This window comes from Mucilaginibacter sp. UYCu711 (genome assembly GCF_050433825.1).
Taxonomy (GTDB): domain Bacteria; phylum Bacteroidota; class Bacteroidia; order Sphingobacteriales; family Sphingobacteriaceae; genus Mucilaginibacter.
Window position 1 is genome coordinate 559,061 of record NZ_JBNPWM010000001.1, and the last position, 17,427, is coordinate 576,487.

Here is a 17,427-nt window from a genome sequence, read left to right on the forward strand (position 1 = left end):
GCTTATAAATGAAGAAGATATGCTACCTGCAATTATTGCTGTTGATATTGGCAATAGGGGTTAATGCACAAAGCACTTACCGGGATTTATATTCGGATACTTGGGTTGGCACCAACGCGCTTGGCAGAAGCATGCCAACCATAGATTTAGCCGGGCCGGTTAAAACAGGCCATAAAAGGGTAGTGGGGATCTTTTACATTACCTGGCATAGCGATAATTTAGCCGGTATGAAAAAGCCATATTCGGCTGATGTAAGCAAGGTTTTAGCTGCCGATTCGAACGCGCGACTGGATGCCAAAAATCCCGAATGGAAAGAGGGCTCATACCATTGGGGCGAACCTGAAATGGGTTACTTTTTAAGCCGGGACGAATATGTTATCCGCAAAGATATGTCGATGTTAACGGATGCCGGTGTTGATGTATTGATAATGGATGTTACCAATGCTGTTAGATACTGGGCAGAATGGGAAACCATTTTCACTGTTATGGAAAAGATGAAAGCCGAAGGGAATAAAGTTCCGCAATTTTGTTTCTGGGCATTTAATGGCCCCGTGATAACTGTTGTGCAGGACCTTTACGATAAGATCTATAAACCCGAAAGATACAAGGACCTTTGGTTTTATTGGGATAACAAACCCTTACTGCTATATAACGCTACACCCCAAACCAAAGATGCAACGGGCAATGTGCAGCAAAATCCAAATCCACATTATGATGCTGATGCGGTAACGAACACAAATAATCCTCACTATGGGAATAAAGATTATACCCAAAAACTATACACCGATTATACGCAGGAAGTAAAAAACACTTTCTCGACCCGCGGAATGTGGTGGGGCTATTATAAATGGAATGGACAGCGTTATGTGGGTACCGAAGATAACTGGAGCTTTGGGTACGACCTGGGCAATAAAAACGTGTTGAACATGCCTCCTGAAAAATTAGCATCAACTCACAATGGCCAGCCCGAAGAAATGGCAGTTACACCAGCTCAGCACCCATCAAGCTTGGTAGGTAAATCATGGACGCGCGCTAATGGCGAACCGCAGCTTAACGGGCAGGATATGCCTGTTGAAACCTATGTACCGTGGTTAAAGAAGAAAGTAGCACATCCCGAAGGTTATGGCATCTATTTCCAGGAGCGTTGGGACGAGGCGTTAAAAGCCGATCCTTCATTTTTATACTTAAATGATTGGAACGAATGGACCGCCGGGAAATATCAACCGGATGCCGGTAAGACATTTGATTTTATGCGCCGCAAAAACTCGTACTTTTTTGTCGACCAATATAACGCTGAGTTTAACCGGGCTATACAACCCATGAAAGGCGGTTATACCGACAACTACTACACGCAAATGGCCGAAAATATCAGGAAGTATAAAGGGGTGCGGGCAATACCCGAATTAAAAGGAATTAATCACATTAAAATCGACGGAGACTTTGCCGACTGGATTATGATAAAAACCGAATACCGCGATACCAAAGGCGATGTGGCCCATCGTGATAACGCCGGTTATGGCGGTTTGCATTATACAGATATATCCGGGCGTAATGATATCATCACCTGTAAGGTTGGGGTAGATAATAACAACGTTAATTTTTATGCGGAGACAGATCAGCCATTAACACCATCCACTGACAAAAACTGGATGATGTTATTTATTGACGCTGATAAAAATTCAAGCACGGGTTGGTTTGGGTATGATTTTATGGTAAACAAAAAAGTTATCGACAGCAAGACAACAACGTTATGCCGCTATAACGGTAAGCAGTGGATTGAAGTTACCCGGGTTAACTATCATTACAAAGGCAACAAGTTAGAAGTAGCTATTCCGCGCTCTTTACTAAAACTAAAAGGCAGTGCGGTAACTTTTGATTATCACTGGAATGACAATGCCGGAACTTTAACAGACCCCATATCATTAAGTACCAGCGGCGATAGCGCACCTAACAGGCGGTTTAATTACCGGGTTATCTGGAAGAAATAGCATAGCTTAAATACTCGTTGTCGGTGTTGTTGGGTTAACGTCAATAGTTATGGTTTTGCTCCCTAATACTTCGTGCGTGGCCTGTAAAGTTATTCGTCCTGATGTTTTGGGTTGAGCTTTTATCCAGATGGCTGCCGCACCGCCGCTCTCCTTTAAATTAAAAGGATTATCGCCCACAATTATACCGGGTCCGGTTACAACAAAATCAACCTTACCGTCGGTGAACGGTCTTGGCGCCCCAAACTTATCAGTTATCCTGAATACAACGCGGGTGGCATCACTGCCATCGCCCAATATTTCTTTATCATCAACTACTAATGAAAATTGATTTTGTTTATGATCGGGCGAAAATGAGCGTGAGCAAACTTTTAAACCACCAATATAACCATCTATTTTAAGTTCGCCGGGTTTCTGGTCTGTAAATTCAAGATCAACAAAAAATGGTGCGTGTTTTAGATGTGCGTAGTTTTTAGTATCTGGTTTTACAGTGGTATATTCTTTACCGTCAATAGTCAATTTTAACTCATCGCAATTAGAGAAGATAGCAGCACCTTTGCCCGGCCCGGTTGGCGAACGTTGGCTAAAATCCCAATAGAAATTAGGGTGAATTACAGCGCCTTTTTTTGAATCGCCCTGCGACATATAAAACGAAGCGCCCAGCTTAGGAATTCTGAAAACATCAGCTACGCCGGGATATTTAACTGCGCGGTATTGGTTTAGTAAACTCGAATACTCAAAGGCGCACCAGGCTGTAACGCCGCCATTCCTTGGGTCGGCTGCCGATTTATTGTGAGCCTGGGCATGGGCAATAGCCTGATTCTGTTGGATCTTAGCTTCTCCCGAGCGGCGGTAGTAGCTGTTAAAACCTTTCCCTGTCGGGTAGTTGTATTGGCCAACCGCCTCTGCCAGAAAGTATGGATAACCCTCAATCGCCGGCAGTATGCCTACTCCGCCGCCGCCATCCGGTTCGGCATGATAATCGTCATACGCAAACACGTCTTCGTGCCAATTTTGCTGCCAGTCTTTTCTTGTGTCAGGCGTCAGCGAACCTGATGTAGGCCGCGAGCCATCCAGTAACTTTGCTATCGCTCTTGTTTTGCTGTAAAGCTCTTCAACACTCGCCGACTCATTCACCCGCGTTCCCCATATGATGATCGATGGTCGGTTACGGTCACGTATTACCATATCCCGTGTGTTTTGCAATAAGATCTCCTTCCATGCGTCATCACCAATATATTGCCAGCCCGGCACTTCTTCCCATACCATCAAACCCAACTCGTCGCAGGCGTCTAAAAAAGCATCGTTTTGGGGATAATGCGAACAGCGCACTACGTTACAATTAAAATCATACTTTAATATTTCTGCATCTTTGCGCATAACCCGCTCAGGCATAGCAAAACCTACATAAGGGTAAACCTCGTGGCGGTTCAAACCAAAAAGCTGCAGTCGTTTACCATTCAAATAAAATCCATCCAACTTAAAACTGGCGTCGCGTACGCCTATGCGGGTTTTGTGGTTATGAAGCGGTTGTCCTTCTACCAACATAGTGGTTATAATATCGTATAGCTTAGGATTATCTATATCCCAAAGGGTAATGTTTTGCAAGCCGGATAAAGACAATGATAGCTCTGTTTGTCCGGTCTTTGCTATATATAACTCTCGCTCTGCTTGAGATATCACATTATTACCATCTCTCATTTCAACCCGCAACTTAACAGACTTGCCTGGTAGTATAGCTGTATCAACAGTGCAATTAACAACAATACGGCGGTTTGCAGTTAGTACATCTGCCGGCTTGGCAAATACATCGCTCACATACAGCTTCGGTACGGCATACAAACTAACTGAACGGTGCATACCGCCAACTTCCATATAATCAACTACTGCTCGTTTACCATTTTTTGAACCTTCGGGCGGTACACTGCTCCAGCGCGCGTCAACTTTTACAGCTAACACATTCTCGCCTTGCTTAATATGATCTGTTATGTCGTAGTGAAAAGGCAGGTAACCACCCAAATGCACAGGTAGTGCATACCCGTTAATACTTGGCGACGCGGTAACCATTACACCATCAAACTTGATAAAGATGCGCATACCCTGCAGGTTTTCGGGGACGGTAAAGTGCCGGCGATAGATCCAGACGTCCTGCCATTTCTTTTCGTCCCAATCCTGCCATGATAAGTCGGATACCACGTGCGGAAGCGTGACCTGTTTAAATGCCGAATCATTGAAGCCGGGCGAAAACGCTGCGTCCGTAAATTTGCCGCCAAACAACCAATTTTGGTCTAAAGAAAAAGTTAAGCTTGCTGCACCGCGCTGCCCGGTTGCTTTATGCTTAGCTAAACAACCCAGCAATGAGCCTGAGCTAAGGGCAACTACACCAATAGTACAATTTTGTATAAATCTTCTTCGTGAAGAGCCGGTAGTGTAAACGTCACTTTTTATTGTCATTTCTTAAGTATATAAAGGTTAAATTGGGGTAAAGGCAAGGACTGCCAATTACTGATTGAAAAGTAAAGATTTAAAACTATAATTGCAGTCGGATAACATTGTTTTTACAAAGGCGGGCAACGTTCTGCTAAAAATACCAGTATATAAAAACATTGAAACTTAGTTTACAGTTTAAATAAAAACCAAACACAACAAAACCATGAAATTCAAATTCATCCTCACATTAATTGCATCACTTGGCATACTGTCTGCCAACGCGCAACGCCCTGTAGCCGATCACGAAAAAGTTAAAGGCGGCGAACTAACCATCCAACCCATAACCCACGCTACGCTGGTATTAAGCTACCAGGGCAAAAATATTTATGTGGATCCAACCGGAGGTGCCGACGCATTTAAAGGCCTTGCAGCGCCTGATATGATCCTTATAACCGATATTCATGGCGACCACCTTGATCCAAAAACAATTGATGCTGTAAATACAAACCATGCTATATTAGTTGTACCACAGGCTGTAGCCGACAAGCTACCGGCGACAACTGATAAATCTAAACTGGTAATATTAAATAACGGACAAACAAGTACGCAATTAGGTGTTGAAATAACTGCTATACCGATGTATAATTTGCCCGAATCGCCAACTGCCATGCACACAAAAGGCAGGGGTAATGGCTATGTTTTAACTATAGGCGGCAAAACTGTTTATATATCAGGCGATACAGCTGATATCCCCGAAATGCGCTCGTTAAAAGGGATTGATATCGCCTTTGTTTGTATGAACCTGCCGTACACTATGGATGTTAAAACTGCTGCAAGTGGTGTACTGGCATTTAAACCGAAAGTGGTTTATCCGTATCATTACCGCGGGCAAAATGTAACAGAGTTTAAAAGCCTGGTTAATGCCGGCGATAAAAATATTGAGGTGAGGTTGAGAGAATGGTATCCGGCTGCTAAATAAAAGCCCGACCCCATTAAACAAGAAAGCCTCTCACAGTTAACGTCGAGAGGCTTTTGTATTGATTGGATGATTTTTTATTTAAACCAAAATATCAACGGAAATATAAAGGTTACGATGATAGTCCATATAAAGTAAATTGGCAGGTAAAAAGCAATTACGTTTCCAACAGCAGTTATTTCTGCTTTTTTAGAAACCACCCTGAAAATTCGCATGGTTACTAAAACCAGGTTTATTAAAATTAAGACATTGCTGCCCAAAATTGCGGTGCGGTTTGGGGTAAATCCCCATTCAGAAATCCGGAACAAAATAGCAGACAACGCTATACCATTAACTACTATAGTTACCACCGACAGCAGGAAAAGTATCCATAGCTGTATGTTACTTTTAGCGGCCCTGGCTGTTTCGGCAACAGAAAAGAAGATAATAGCCATAACGCCGATTAACAACGCATTAAAGATCATTAAGAACTCGCGGTCGTTATAAGGGTTTTTGGCAGAATAAGCCATCGCGATAAGATAAATCACTAACATTACCAATACCAGCGGGCTGAACAGTTTAGCAATTACCGGCGAAACTTTGCCCACTAACTGGGGATTGGTTTGCGTAAGGTAAGTGCCTACAACAGGAGCGGCGGCAAGCCCAAAAATGGCTACATTTTTGAAATAAAACTGTTCGATATGAAAACCTATGAGCGAAAAAAGCCCGACGGTTATAGCACTCATTATTGCGCCGGCTATCAGGATAAGGGCGGTCATTACCACCAGGTCGCCGTTATACTTTAAAAAACCAAGCCGCTTTGGCTCGTTATTTTCAGGCCCGCCCACAAAAGCAAATCCTAATACCGACCATAATAGCAAGACCAAATGAATACATGATAAAACCAATGTATCGCTGTGCTTAACGTCAGGTAAAGAATTGATGAAGATTAATCCCGCAAGGGATATGCCTGCAATAAAAACTATTTTGCCGATAGATAACTTATTCTTCCAGGCGAAGTAAACCGACAAAATAGGGAAGATTACAAAGCCGATATTCCGTGGATAGAAAAAGTCCTCGCTTATTGTAAATATGTGCGGTAGCTTGGCAATAACACCTGCCAGGAGCGAAGCAATTATCAGCAGCACTAATTCTTTACTTGTACCCCAGTTGATCTCATCTGCTTCGTAATTCAGCCTTTCATTCCAAAAATCTGCAAGCGTGTTGCCCCTAAGCCCGGGATAGGCCGAACTGAACTCTCGCTTAAATTGAACTTTGTTGGTTCGGTATAGTTTTTCGAGCGCTTTGGGGTCGTTTAGATGGTTAATTATTTCTTCTTTCATGAGTTTGAACTTTAAATTGAATGATCTTAGTAGAGATTAAAGTATGGGTATAAGTATTTCTGTATAAAGATATATAAAAGTACTTTGTATTTCAAAGTAATTAATAAAAAATAGTTTTTACGTAACAGAAATGTGTTTTATCATATATCAGTGATTTGTTTTTTTAATCCTGGTTAACCAAAGTCGTTTATTTCAAAATAAGGAAGATAGGCCGATCAGCCAAACTACATTAGCCGACAATATATCACCAAATAAAGTCCCGCCCTATAATGGGAAATTTTTTCGCATTGTGCGTAAAAGTCGCCCCAAACTTCTGCCTGTTTTAGCCCTGCTTACCAAGTATTTGGTTGGATTGCTTTTTGTTAAATGGTATGCGGTGTTGTGTATTACATGACGCCAGAACCCAACCATGAAGGCGATATATATAATTTTAGTATCCTTGTTATTAACCGGCTGTTTAAAGGCTAACATAGCGCCCACATCTTCAAAAAGCAATACAGGCACCACTAAAGTTGATTCATTAAACAAAAATATCGCTACTTCTCAAGTTGCTCCTGTAAATAATTACGACTGGTACAACGGAACAAAAGGCACTGCAGTAATTAAAGTTACGTGTATCGATTGCAATGCAATAGCCACCATAGGCGATGTAACTATACCATTTTTGTTTAATGAGCAGGGGGTAGGGCAGCTTAAATATACCCCGGCCCCTGGTTTAGCAATTAGGATAGCTGTTTGCCCTGATGGCGTTAAAGCTATGAAAGCTGAAATTTTTGATGCTACAAACACCGCATTATATACATACAGCGGTATTAGCGGTAATTGGAGCAGCACTTACACTATAAATAAATAGGCGTATAGCTTTTAATTTCTTCCTGGAAATTTTGCAGCAACTTTTATAAAATACTTTTTTGCTGCTTATTAGGCTCTATTTGTATGCCCTCGGGTAATTTACGCATGGTGGGCGTGAACTTATAATTATCCACTTCCTCATCTGTAAACCTGTAAATTTCCTCTCTTTCCATAACTAACTTAAGAAGAGGCTTGCATTCTCCCACCATAATTATCATTTCTACATTTATACCAGGATATTTTTTAGGCTCAGATATAGGTTCCAGCCCAAGAAACCGCCGGTATAATGGCACATGTTTAGGACGACCTGCTGTTATAATATTATCGCTACTGAATTTTAATATATTAAGCATAATAAACCTGAACGGAATCTTAAACAAATGTTTTGAGTCAACTTTTGCAGGATCTATAACAAAACGGTTTGCTTCGATAATCACCTTATCCAACCCGATCTCTTTTTCAATCTCCTCCTTATAAACTTCAAAAGCGGGTATATGCATAAAATTATGCTCCTTACTGTAAACACATGCTCTTATTGATGCAACAGCAGCACCTTGTTCATATATCAGGCAGGTTTTTGAGTTATTTAGCAGATCATACTTGTCTTTGAATGTTTTCTCTTCATTTACATCGATGGCATCTACATTCCTATAGGCGATGTATCTTAATTTAATGGCATCTGATATTTCTTTTTCTGTTTCGCAAGGATTTAATACGTAATTATTATTCATTTAACGGCTTTATATTATGTAAGTAATGGGGGCTGGCATAATATTGTAAAGTAACATCTTTGTGGGAATAATCCTTCATGTTAGAAGTAACTCGTTCAATATCAGCGCTAAAATATAAATATAAGTAAGTCGTTACAATGAACGCCGTGTAACAATTAAGTTATACTTAAGTTAATTTTAAGTTATAATTAAGTTGAACTAAATTATATTAATCTATATTTTATTTATGAGATATTTTGATGAATGATGCAAGAATCATTGTGTTTAATCCTAAAAAAATAAAGAAAAATTTGGTGATTCAAAGAATGTTTTATACTATTGTACTATATGTATAGTACAATAGTATATCGGCATGATCAACTTTAAATTAGATCCTAAAACAGGAACTCCATTTTACCGGCAGATAATTGATCAGATCACCTTCGGGATAGCTGCCGGAAATCTTAAAACGGGCGAACAATTACCCACTGTGCGTTCGCTGGCTGTGGATTTGAAAGTAAATCTGAACACAGTAGCCAAAGCATATAAAGAGCTGGAAATTCAACGGGTGTTAGAAACACAGCAGGGGACAGGCACATTTATAAGTGAAATAAAAATTCAGATCTCTGACCGGGAGAGGGGTGCCAAATTAAAAGACATCTGTAACGAGTTTTCGGCAATTGCATTTAGTTACGGTTTTTCAACAGACGACATTATAAATCAACTTAAAAAACAATGATATGATAATTACAAAAAAAAATACCAAGCTGGGGGTTAATCCAATTGCAGGGGTAATTGCTCTTGTATTAATAGGGGCATCCGTTGCTGCTTACTGTGCCGCATATATAAATGGGGTTGTTATAGTTTTACTAATAGTGGTTTCCTTATTTATTGCCGGTTCGGTACATATAGCCGATCAGTGGGAAAAAGCTATTGTTTTGCGCATGGGTAAATACACTGGTCTGCGCGGGCCCGGTATATTTTTTACAATCCCTATTATTGATAAAGTAGATAATTACATCGATCAGCGGGTTAGGGTTACAGAGTTTAAAGCTGAGCAAACGCTCACAAAAGATACGGTGCCGGTAAATGTTGATGCCGTTGTTTACTGGACGGTATGGGATGTTGAAAAAGCAGCTTTAGAAGTTCAGGATTATGAAATGGCCATTGCCTATATCGCACAAACAGGATTAAGGGATGTAATAGGGAAACATGAACTGGCAGAGCTGCTACAGGAACGGGATAAGGTGACGGACCTACTGCAAAGGATATTAGACGAGCATACCAACCCCTGGGGGATAACCTGCCAGAACGTAGGTATTAAAGATATAGTTATTCCGCAATTATTAGCCGACGCAATGAGCAAGGAGGCCCAGGCTGAAAGAGAACGCAGGGCAAGGGTGATACTTGGAACTGCAGAAACAGAAATTGCTGAAAAGTTTGCGGAGGCAAGCCTGCAATATGTGAATAACCCGGTAGCCTTGCACCTAAGAGGAATGAATATGCTGTTTGAAGGTCTAAAAGAAAAAGGATCTATGGTTATTGTGCCAAGTTCGGCGTTAGATTCAATGAACCTGGGAGCGATGGGAGGGTTGATCTCATTAGCAAAATCAAATGAGCCACAACAGACGCATCAACCTGAACGGGTTATTGAACCTGAAAAGAAACCTAAGCCAGGCAAGAAAGTATAATGATTAAATTATCAGTTTGTGCAGACGCGTCGAACGTAATTTTATCTATAGTAACGGTTCCGCCAGCTTGTGGCTGTATATAATATTCGCCGTTTTGATGCCTATGTTCTTGACAGGCAGCAAATTTAAAATTATTCGAAAACAAAAGAGCCTGATATTTTCATACCAGGCTCTTTTTGTTCGATTCTTTTAGATGTACTCAGAGCGGGAATCGAACCCGCACTCCTTTAACGGGAACAGGATTTTAAGTCCTGCGTGTCTACCAGTTCCACCATCTGAGCAGGTGTATAAACCTTTTAACAATAAATCCCTTCTTGTGAAAGGGATTTGAGCGAAAGACGAGATTCGAACTCGCGACCCCGACCTTGGCAAGGTCGTGCTCTACCAACTGAGCTACTTTCGCGTTGGTTATTTTTCCGCTTGGAGTTAGCCGTGTGCCTATCTCGTTTGCGGGAGTGCAAATATAGACAGAATTGAATGTTCTGCAAGGAAAATTTTCATTTTTTTTAATGCGTTTTATAAGTCGCTGTTTTTCAAAACATCTAAGATCAAATCAGGCTCAAATCCGCGGCTCATTGCGTATTGTTGCAGCTTATAGCGGCGCTTAAAATCATTTTTTTCTTTTACCAGGGCCGCTTTTTTAGTCAAAATATGGGTTAACGAATTGATGTAAGCATCGCTATCAATCAATAATAACGCTTTTTTTATCAATACATCCGGTACTTTTTTAAGCTTAAGGCCCTGTTTTATTTTGATCTTGCCCCAGGCTTTTTGCCTGAACTTGCCCTGGGCATAAGCTTTTGCAAACCGTTCCTCGTTTACAAAGCCGGCGGTTACTAATTCAGAAATGATATTTTCCACCGCTTCTGGCCATAACCCCATTTCATACAACTTATCCCTAACTTCTTGCTGCGATCGCTCCTGGTAGGCGCAATAATGCTCTGCCTTCGCAAGTGCAACTTTAGGGTCGGTTATTTTAGTTTTGGTATTGTCCATATCAATCACTCAAACTTATGGCATAAGTATTAGATAGGCAATGATTACTTGATTATTTATAGCTGGTACTCTCAAGTATCTTGAAATCTCCGCTTTTAGTTAGTATTGCTTTTGTAGATGTTTTCATATCGCTTATCATATCACTTTCCCAATCACCCAAATAAAGTAAATAGTAGTCTTGGCGCTCTTGATATGAACCCGATTTCATTGAATTATTATGTATGGTATAATGCTGGTCTCGTACCGCAAGCCGTACTTCATCAAGATTATCTATTTTACCTAAAAAGGTTTTAAATTTTTGTGAGTTATTTACTTGTAAAATTGTTTTATCAGGCCTAATGGCAATAATGTAATATGAGCAAAAACCCGGTGGACAGCTTACCATAAAGCCATTGCCACTTTTAGATTTCTTTATAAGCTTTGTATACTTTGGATCTCCCTTTTCAAAAACTATTTGTTCTTTTGCTTGATGGAAATAAGGACCTGGGTTATAAACGCATTGCCAATATAAATAAGTAGAATCAGGAATAATATTGGCAAAATATTCTACATCTTCTTTATAATGAGGAAACAGCGTAAAAGTTCCCTTATTGAAGTCTTCCGCAGTCTGACATAAAGCTAATTTACAGCCAGCGATGAACACGAAGGTTAATAATGATTTTAACATATTAGAGATAAGGCTTAATAAATGTAAGGATAATTAGGATAAAATATCAGTTCAAAATCAAATTCCCGATTTATATGTTATTCGACTAAATTATTAGCAAATTAGTGCCATAATGCTCAGTAATCAATATTCAATAGCCGAAGTCAGGGAGATCATCGGCGCCGAAGGCGAGATCGTAAAAGAAGATATTATAAGCATACTGCTTACGGATAGCCGGCGCATAAATAACGCGGCAGAGGGCTTGTTTTTTGCCTTAAGCGGCAGGCGCAACGGCCATGAGTTCATAGCCGAAGCCTATTCGGCAGGGGTGCGCAATTTTGTTGTTAAAGAAGGCCCCGAAATTAAGCTCCCTGACGCTAATTTTTTAATTGTGATTGATGTATTGGCCGCCTTGCAAACGTTGGCCATACATCACCGTAGCCGCTTTAATCTGGATGTGATAGGTATTACAGGCAGTAACGGTAAAACCATCGTTAAAGAATGGCTGTACCAACTCATGTCTGCCGATAAAATAATAGTGCGTAACCCTAAAAGCTATAACTCGCAAATTGGGGTGCCGTTATCGGTATGGCAAATTACTGACAGGGCCAATTTAGGGATCTTTGAAGCAGGAATCTCATTACCGGGCGAAATGGATACGCTTGAAGCCATCATCAAACCCAATGTAGGCGTGCTTACCCATTTAGGCAGCGCCCATGCCGAAGGTTTTGAAAATGACCGCGAAAAGGTATTAGAGAAACTGAAACTGTTTAAACACTGTACGCTGCTTATCCATAACTACGACCAGCTGGTTGCTTATAAAGCCGATATACCTGCCACAACCACATTTACCTGGAGCCGCAATTTTAACCAGGCGGACCTGTATGTTTTTAGCGAGACCATCATCAAAAAAAATTATTACCTGCGTGCAAGATACAAGGGTGATGAAATAGAATGCCTGATCCCGTTCCTTGACCAGGCATCCGTAGAAAACGCTATCGTATGCTGGGCCACATTATTAGCCATTGGCTATTCGGCCGGCGAAGCTGATGACCGTTTGGAGCACCTTAACCCGGTAAGTATGCGGCTGGAGCTTAAAACAGGGATCAATGATTGCTCGGTAATTGATGATAGCTATAATTCTGATCTGCAATCGCTGGAGATAGCGCTTAATTTTTTGAATCAGCAAAATCAGCATAGTAAAAAAACACTGGTATTGTCGGATATTTTCCAGTCGGGTTTACCTGACGATGTTTTATATAAACAGGTGGCAGAGCTGATCAAATCAAAAAAAGTAGACAAGTTTATTGGTGTAGGCGAGGCCTTGCTGGCACGTGCAGCTTATTTCGACCTGCCCGAGACCTATTTTTATACGGATACCACCGAACTGTTAAACAACCTGCTAACATTAGGCTTTAAAAGCGAGACGATCCTGATCAAAGGTTCGCGCAGTTTTGAGTTTGAGCGGGTAAGCCGGGCACTGGTGCAAAAAACGCATGAAACGGTGATGGAGATCAACCTAAACGCCATGTTGAATAATTTAAACTATTACAAAGCTAAGCTAAAGCCCGGCGTAAAATTAATGGCTATGGTGAAGGCTTTTAGCTATGGTAGCGGCACTTTCGAGCTGGCTAATATGCTGCAATATAACAAGGTTGATTATTTGGCGGTGGCTTATACTGATGAGGGGATATCCCTGCGCCAGGCGGGTATAAACATGCCCATTATGGTTTTAAATGCCGAGCAATCTGCCTTTGATAAGTTAATAGAGTTTAAGCTTGAGCCGGTATTGTACAGCTTTGGTTTGTTTGATGATTTTATAAAATACGTACAGCAACACGGTGTTTTAAACTACCCGGCACATCTTAAGATAGATACCGGTATGCATCGGTTAGGTTTTGTGCCTTTTGATATTGACCTATTACGCGAACTGCTGGAAGAGAATAAATACCTGCGCATCGTATCCATCTTTTCGCACTTAGCGGCCAGCGAAGCGGCCGCGCATGACGATTTTACTAAAGAACAGCTCAGCCGGTTTGAAAAAGCCACGCAAGAGTTAGAAGAATGCCTGGGTTATAAAGTTATTAAACATTTGTTAAACACATCGGGCATAACCCGCTGGCCAAACGCGCAGTTTGATATGGTGCGGTTGGGCATAGGCTTATATGGCATTGATGCCGCTGTCGACCCAATTGATACCAGTTTGCAGCCAATAACAAGTTTAAAAACCAGCATATCGCAGGTAAAAAAAATAGCCGCCGGCGAAACAGTGGGCTACGGACGCAAAGGTGTGATGCTTAAAGACGGGGCAATTGCAACAGTACGCATTGGTTATGCCGATGGCTATCTGCGTGCCTTTGGTAACGGCGTTGGTAATATGCTGATAAAAGGCGTTTTAGTGCCCACCATAGGCAATGTATCTATGGATATGTGTATGATTGATGTAAGCGGGGTGGATGCCAAAGAAGGGGACGAGGTAATTGTATTTAATGAACAGCACAGGATAGAAGAATTGGCAACCCAAATAGGAACGATTCCGTATGAAATTTTAACTAATATCTCTCAACGCGTAAAAAGGGTGTACTTTTACGAGTAGAAATTGCAGATCAGATGAGTAAGATAGCCAGGGCATTATTAAATTACTTTTTTAAAGGGCTTATTGTAGTTGTACCCATAGGTGCGGCCGCTTTTTTAATGTTTTGGGCAGTTTCAACAGCCGATGCCGCATTAAATTTAAGTGACTTTTTATGGCGGGATAACCGGGGCAGGCCAATGCACATCCCCGGCCTGGGGATTGTAAACGTAGTGGTGATAATTATGATTGCCGGTATATTGGTAACCAACGTAATAACCGACCCCATAAAACGTTGGTTTAAACGCTGGATTAACCGGTTGCCTTTTTTTAACTTTCTGTACTCATCAATAAAAGATCTTACCGAAGCCTTTGTAGGCGACGAAAAGAAATTTAACGAAGCAGTTATTGTTGAGGTGAATGAATTTGGCTTGAAAAAAATTGGTTTCCTGGTGCAAAAGGACCTGGCTAAGCTGGGCCTGCCGGGCGAAGTGGCCGTTTACTTCCCATACTCTTATTCGTTTGCAGGGCAGGTGGTTATCATCCCTGCAGATAAAGTAAAACCTATTGACCGTAACGCTGCCGATATGATGAAGTTTGTAATATCAGGCGGTGTGAGCGGGCTTGACTGACCTATCTTTCTTAACAGGGTTCCTGAAACTTCTGATAGCCAAAAACGTGCTTATGATCATCAATATAGCCGCCAGTAAAAACGGCGAGCCCGGAAAATAGATCCCCGAATGTTTATCCGTATAATGAGAAAACAGGAACGAGAATATAGCCGGGCCTATAATTACACTTATGCTGTTAATTATGGTGATAGCGCCCTGTAGTTCGCCCTGCTCGTTTTTAGCTACCTTGTTTGTAGCAAAGCCCTGCAGTGCCGGGCCGGAGATGCCCCCAAGGCAATAAGGCACCATAAATAAATATACCATCCATCCCTGGCTGACAAAAGCTATCAGTGTTAACCCTACGGCGTAAAATATAATGCCCGCAATGATGTTTTTTTGCTGGCCAAATTTGGGGATCGTATACCGTATTAAACCGGCCTGTATGGTAAATAATAATCCACCGATAAAAAGCGCTAGTAAGCTTACACTGTGCATAGACCAGTTGAATTTTTCATACAAAAAGAACGACAGCATATACTCAACAGCTTTTTGAGCTGTGTAAACCAATAATATAGCGCCTATCAACCCCGCTAACCCAGAGTGCTTGGTGAATACTCTGATTAAAGAGCCCAGCGGATTAGCGCGTTTCCAGTCAAATTTACGGCGATGTTCCGGCTTTAATGATTCGGGCAACACAAATAAACCATAAAATCCATTTAAAGCAGCAAAGCCCGCCGCGGCCATAAATGGAAATTTTATATCCAGCTCGCCCAACCATCCGCCTAAGCCAACCCCCAAAATTAACCCTATACCTGATGCCGCGCCAACTAAACCAAAATTAGCATCGCGTTTATGGCCGGTGCTTATGTCGGCTATATAAGCCGTAGCAGTAGCTGTACTGGCGCCGGTTATACCGGCTATAAACCGCCCGACAAATAACCAGGCTATTGACGGCGCGAAGGCCATAAATACATAATCAATACTAAAGCCAAATAAGGATATTAATAATACCGGCCTGCGGCCGTACCTGTCACTCAAGCTACCCATTATAGAGGCGAACACCAACTGCATGGTGGCATAGATAAGCGTAAGCCAGCCATTGTATTTTGATGCGGTACTGATATCAAAATGCCCGAGCGTTTGCAAAAGCTTAGGCATAACCGGTAAAATTATACCCAGGCCCAGTACATCAATAAAAATAGTGATAAATATAAAACCTAATGCCGCCGACCGTTTGGGGTGGGTTGCCTTCTTGGTGATCTTTTTTATAGGAGGAAGCTCTTCGGCCATATATAGTTAAATGTGAACTTAGCAGTCAGTATAACCACAAAACTTAATTTGTGTTTCTTTTAAAACTTCTTACTGCTAATAAAGCGCTCAGTAACATCAATATCGAACCTAAAATAAAAGGAGCGCCGGGTAAAATAACAGGTGCGCCGGGCCTGGTGAAGGTGTAAAAAAGATAAGTCATTATCCATGGCCCGAATATAGAGCTCAGGCTGGCCAGGCTGGTAAGCGCGCCTTGTAATTCGCCCTGCTCATTAGCCGGTACCTGTTCGGTTATGGTGCCTTGTAGTGCAGGGCCGGCAATACCGCCTAAGGCATAAGGTATCATAAAAGCAAACATCATCCAGCCTTTGGTAGCAAATGCAAACAAAATTAAACCGGCTGCATAAAATAACAGGCCAACCCAGATACTGCGATGGTTACCCAATTTAGGTATCGCAATGCGAATCAATCCGCCCTGCACCAACGCCACTGTTAATCCTACAAATCCTAACGAATAGCCCACCCAAGCCTCGTTCCAGTGGAATTTGGACATGGTATAGAACGTCCATACGCTTTGGACAGACTGCGCGGCAAAGTAGATCAAAAACAATGATGCTGCTAAACCTAAAACAGCCGGGTATTTATTTAATTGTAATAATGAACCCAGGGGGTTGGCGCGTTTAAGATCAAAAGGCCGGCGGTGTGCTTTATCTAACGACTCGGGCAATACAAAATAACCGTAAAGTGCATTTAACAAAGCCAACCCGGCAGCCGCTAAAAAGGGAAGGTGGGTGTTGTATTTTCCTAATATGCCGCCAATAACAGGCCCCACTATAAAGCCGATGCCAAATGCTACGCCTATCATACCAAAGTTTTGCGCGCGCTTTTCGGGCGTGCTCACATCTGCAATGTAGGCTGATGCCGTAGTAAAACTGGCTCCGGTAACACCGGCTATTGCGCGGCCTAAAAATAACCAGCCGATAGAAGGGGCGAAAGCCATAAATATATAATCGATACCAAATCCTAACAATGACCCTAATAATACAGGCCTTCGGCCGTACTTATCGCTTAAATTGCCCAATACCGGTGCAAATAAAAACTGCATAACGGCATAGGCTAATGTCAGTAATCCCGCGTAGCGCGATGCCTGGCTCAGATCGCCATGAATTAACGTTTCAATCAACTTGGGTAAAACCGGGATGATGATACCTAATCCGGTTACGTCAATTAAAAGAGTAATAAATATAAAACCTAAAGCGGCTTGTTTTTTTGATTTGCTGGGTTGGTTCATTGCCGCAAAATAAATAAAAGTATATGGTAAATATCAATTTATTAATAATTAACTGTTGGGGGAGATGACTTGTCCT

At 41.6% G+C, this 17,427-nt stretch carries 14 protein-coding genes and 2 tRNA genes; 7 read left to right on the forward strand and 9 right to left on the reverse strand.

The window, feature by feature from the left end:
• Positions 1–8: 8 nt before the first annotated feature.
• Positions 9–1,988: a hypothetical protein gene (locus tag ABIB50_RS02620; protein WP_429377031.1), complete on the forward strand. Its 1,980-nt coding sequence runs from the start codon at positions 9–11 to the stop codon at positions 1,986–1,988.
• A 6-nt stretch (positions 1,989–1,994) separates the two neighbouring features.
• On the opposite strand, the gene ABIB50_RS02625 is transcribed toward ABIB50_RS02620, so the two are convergent.
• The gene (locus tag ABIB50_RS02625) at positions 1,995–4,439 is read right to left on the reverse strand and encodes a glycoside hydrolase family 2 TIM barrel-domain containing protein (RefSeq protein WP_429377033.1); all 2,445 of its coding nucleotides are present in this window, start codon (positions 4,437–4,439) and stop codon (positions 1,995–1,997) included.
• Positions 4,440–4,638: 199 nt separating this feature from the next.
• Here ABIB50_RS02625 and ABIB50_RS02630 point away from each other — a divergent pair, with 199 nt between their 5' ends.
• Positions 4,639–5,394: an MBL fold metallo-hydrolase gene (locus ABIB50_RS02630; RefSeq protein WP_429377035.1), complete on the forward strand. Its 756-nt coding sequence runs from the start codon at positions 4,639–4,641 to the stop codon at positions 5,392–5,394.
• Between the two features lie 74 nt (positions 5,395–5,468).
• Here ABIB50_RS02630 and ABIB50_RS02635 read toward each other — a convergent pair whose 3' ends face one another.
• Positions 5,469–6,713, reverse strand: coding sequence for a hypothetical protein (locus tag ABIB50_RS02635; protein WP_429377037.1), 1,245 nt, complete (start codon positions 6,711–6,713; stop codon positions 5,469–5,471).
• A gap of 409 nt (positions 6,714–7,122) precedes the next feature.
• On the opposite strand from ABIB50_RS02635, the gene ABIB50_RS02640 reads away from it, so the two are divergent.
• Complete coding sequence (locus ABIB50_RS02640; protein WP_429377038.1) at positions 7,123–7,566, forward strand: hypothetical protein; 444 nt, start codon at positions 7,123–7,125, stop codon at positions 7,564–7,566.
• A gap of 43 nt (positions 7,567–7,609) precedes the next feature.
• Here the strand turns inward: ABIB50_RS02640 and ABIB50_RS02645 are convergent, their stop codons facing one another.
• Positions 7,610–8,296, reverse strand: coding sequence for an N-acyl amino acid synthase FeeM domain-containing protein (locus ABIB50_RS02645; RefSeq protein WP_429377040.1), 687 nt, complete (start codon positions 8,294–8,296; stop codon positions 7,610–7,612).
• 352 nt (positions 8,297–8,648) lie between these two features.
• Here ABIB50_RS02645 and ABIB50_RS02650 point away from each other — a divergent pair, with 352 nt between their 5' ends.
• Both ABIB50_RS02650 and ABIB50_RS02655 read left to right on the forward strand, forming a co-directional pair.
• Positions 8,649–9,014, forward strand: coding sequence for a GntR family transcriptional regulator (locus tag ABIB50_RS02650; RefSeq protein WP_429377041.1), 366 nt, complete (start codon positions 8,649–8,651; stop codon positions 9,012–9,014).
• Position 9,015: 1 nt separating this feature from the next.
• Positions 9,016–9,966, forward strand: a complete 951-nt coding sequence (locus tag ABIB50_RS02655) for a slipin family protein (RefSeq protein WP_429377042.1) — start codon at positions 9,016–9,018, stop codon at positions 9,964–9,966.
• A gap of 196 nt (positions 9,967–10,162) precedes the next feature.
• Here the strand turns inward: ABIB50_RS02655 and ABIB50_RS02660 are convergent.
• From ABIB50_RS02660 to ABIB50_RS02675, 4 genes are all read right to left on the reverse strand, one after another.
• Positions 10,163–10,247 (reverse strand) — tRNA-Leu (locus tag ABIB50_RS02660).
• Between the two features lie 49 nt (positions 10,248–10,296).
• Positions 10,297–10,369 (reverse strand) — tRNA-Gly (locus ABIB50_RS02665).
• 113 nt (positions 10,370–10,482) lie between these two features.
• The gene (locus ABIB50_RS02670) at positions 10,483–10,962 is read right to left on the reverse strand and encodes a regulatory protein RecX (RefSeq protein WP_429377043.1); all 480 of its coding nucleotides are present in this window, start codon (positions 10,960–10,962) and stop codon (positions 10,483–10,485) included.
• Positions 10,963–11,014: 52 nt separating this feature from the next.
• Positions 11,015–11,629 (reverse strand): hypothetical protein, encoded by a 615-nt coding sequence (locus ABIB50_RS02675; protein WP_429377045.1) that lies wholly within the window; start codon positions 11,627–11,629, stop codon positions 11,015–11,017.
• Between the two features lie 112 nt (positions 11,630–11,741).
• Here ABIB50_RS02675 and ABIB50_RS02680 point away from each other — a divergent pair, with 112 nt between their 5' ends.
• Together ABIB50_RS02680 and ABIB50_RS02685 are read left to right on the forward strand one after the other, a co-directional pair.
• Positions 11,742–14,204 carry a bifunctional UDP-N-acetylmuramoyl-tripeptide:D-alanyl-D-alanine ligase/alanine racemase gene (locus tag ABIB50_RS02680; protein ID WP_429377046.1) on the forward strand — a complete coding sequence of 821 codons (2,463 nt, stop codon included), beginning with the start codon at positions 11,742–11,744 and terminating at the stop codon, positions 14,202–14,204.
• Positions 14,205–14,218: 14 nt separating this feature from the next.
• Complete coding sequence (locus ABIB50_RS02685) at positions 14,219–14,812, forward strand: DUF502 domain-containing protein (RefSeq protein ID WP_429377047.1); 594 nt, start codon at positions 14,219–14,221, stop codon at positions 14,810–14,812.
• Here ABIB50_RS02685 and ABIB50_RS02690 read toward each other — a convergent pair.
• The gene (locus ABIB50_RS02690) at positions 14,786–16,081 is read right to left on the reverse strand and encodes a TCR/Tet family MFS transporter (RefSeq protein WP_429377049.1); all 1,296 of its coding nucleotides are present in this window, start codon (positions 16,079–16,081) and stop codon (positions 14,786–14,788) included. The two genes, ABIB50_RS02685 and ABIB50_RS02690, sit on opposite strands and share 27 nt — an antisense overlap.
• A 43-nt stretch (positions 16,082–16,124) precedes the next feature.
• Entirely contained in the window at positions 16,125–17,366 is a 1,242-nt protein-coding gene (locus tag ABIB50_RS02695) for a TCR/Tet family MFS transporter (RefSeq protein WP_429377458.1), read from the reverse strand.
• Between the last annotated feature and the right edge of the window lie 61 nt (positions 17,367–17,427).

Bases quoted from the DNA above. Each gene is read 5' to 3' on its own strand.
- ABIB50_RS02670 (WP_429377043.1), bottom strand. From the start codon at position 10,962: ATGGACAATACCAAAACTAAAATAACCGACCCTAAAGTTGCACTTGCG.
- ABIB50_RS02680 (WP_429377046.1), top strand. From the start codon at position 11,742: ATGCTCAGTAATCAATATTCAATAGCCGAAGTCAGGGAGATCATCGGC.
- ABIB50_RS02620 (WP_429377031.1), top strand. From the start codon at position 9: ATGAAGAAGATATGCTACCTGCAATTATTGCTGTTGATATTGGCAATA.
- ABIB50_RS02690 (WP_429377049.1), bottom strand. From the start codon at position 16,081: ATGGCCGAAGAGCTTCCTCCTATAAAAAAGATCACCAAGAAGGCAACC.
- ABIB50_RS02630 (WP_429377035.1), top strand. From the start codon at position 4,639: ATGAAATTCAAATTCATCCTCACATTAATTGCATCACTTGGCATACTG.
- ABIB50_RS02640 (WP_429377038.1), top strand. From the start codon at position 7,123: ATGAAGGCGATATATATAATTTTAGTATCCTTGTTATTAACCGGCTGT.
- ABIB50_RS02625 (WP_429377033.1), bottom strand. From the start codon at position 4,439: ATGACAATAAAAAGTGACGTTTACACTACCGGCTCTTCACGAAGAAGA.
- ABIB50_RS02635 (WP_429377037.1), bottom strand. From the start codon at position 6,713: ATGAAAGAAGAAATAATTAACCATCTAAACGACCCCAAAGCGCTCGAA.
- ABIB50_RS02675 (WP_429377045.1), bottom strand. From the start codon at position 11,629: ATGTTAAAATCATTATTAACCTTCGTGTTCATCGCTGGCTGTAAATTA.
- ABIB50_RS02685 (WP_429377047.1), top strand. From the start codon at position 14,219: ATGAGTAAGATAGCCAGGGCATTATTAAATTACTTTTTTAAAGGGCTT.
- ABIB50_RS02645 (WP_429377040.1), bottom strand. From the start codon at position 8,296: ATGAATAATAATTACGTATTAAATCCTTGCGAAACAGAAAAAGAAATA.
- ABIB50_RS02655 (WP_429377042.1), top strand. From the start codon at position 9,016: ATGATAATTACAAAAAAAAATACCAAGCTGGGGGTTAATCCAATTGCA.
- ABIB50_RS02650 (WP_429377041.1), top strand. From the start codon at position 8,649: ATGATCAACTTTAAATTAGATCCTAAAACAGGAACTCCATTTTACCGG.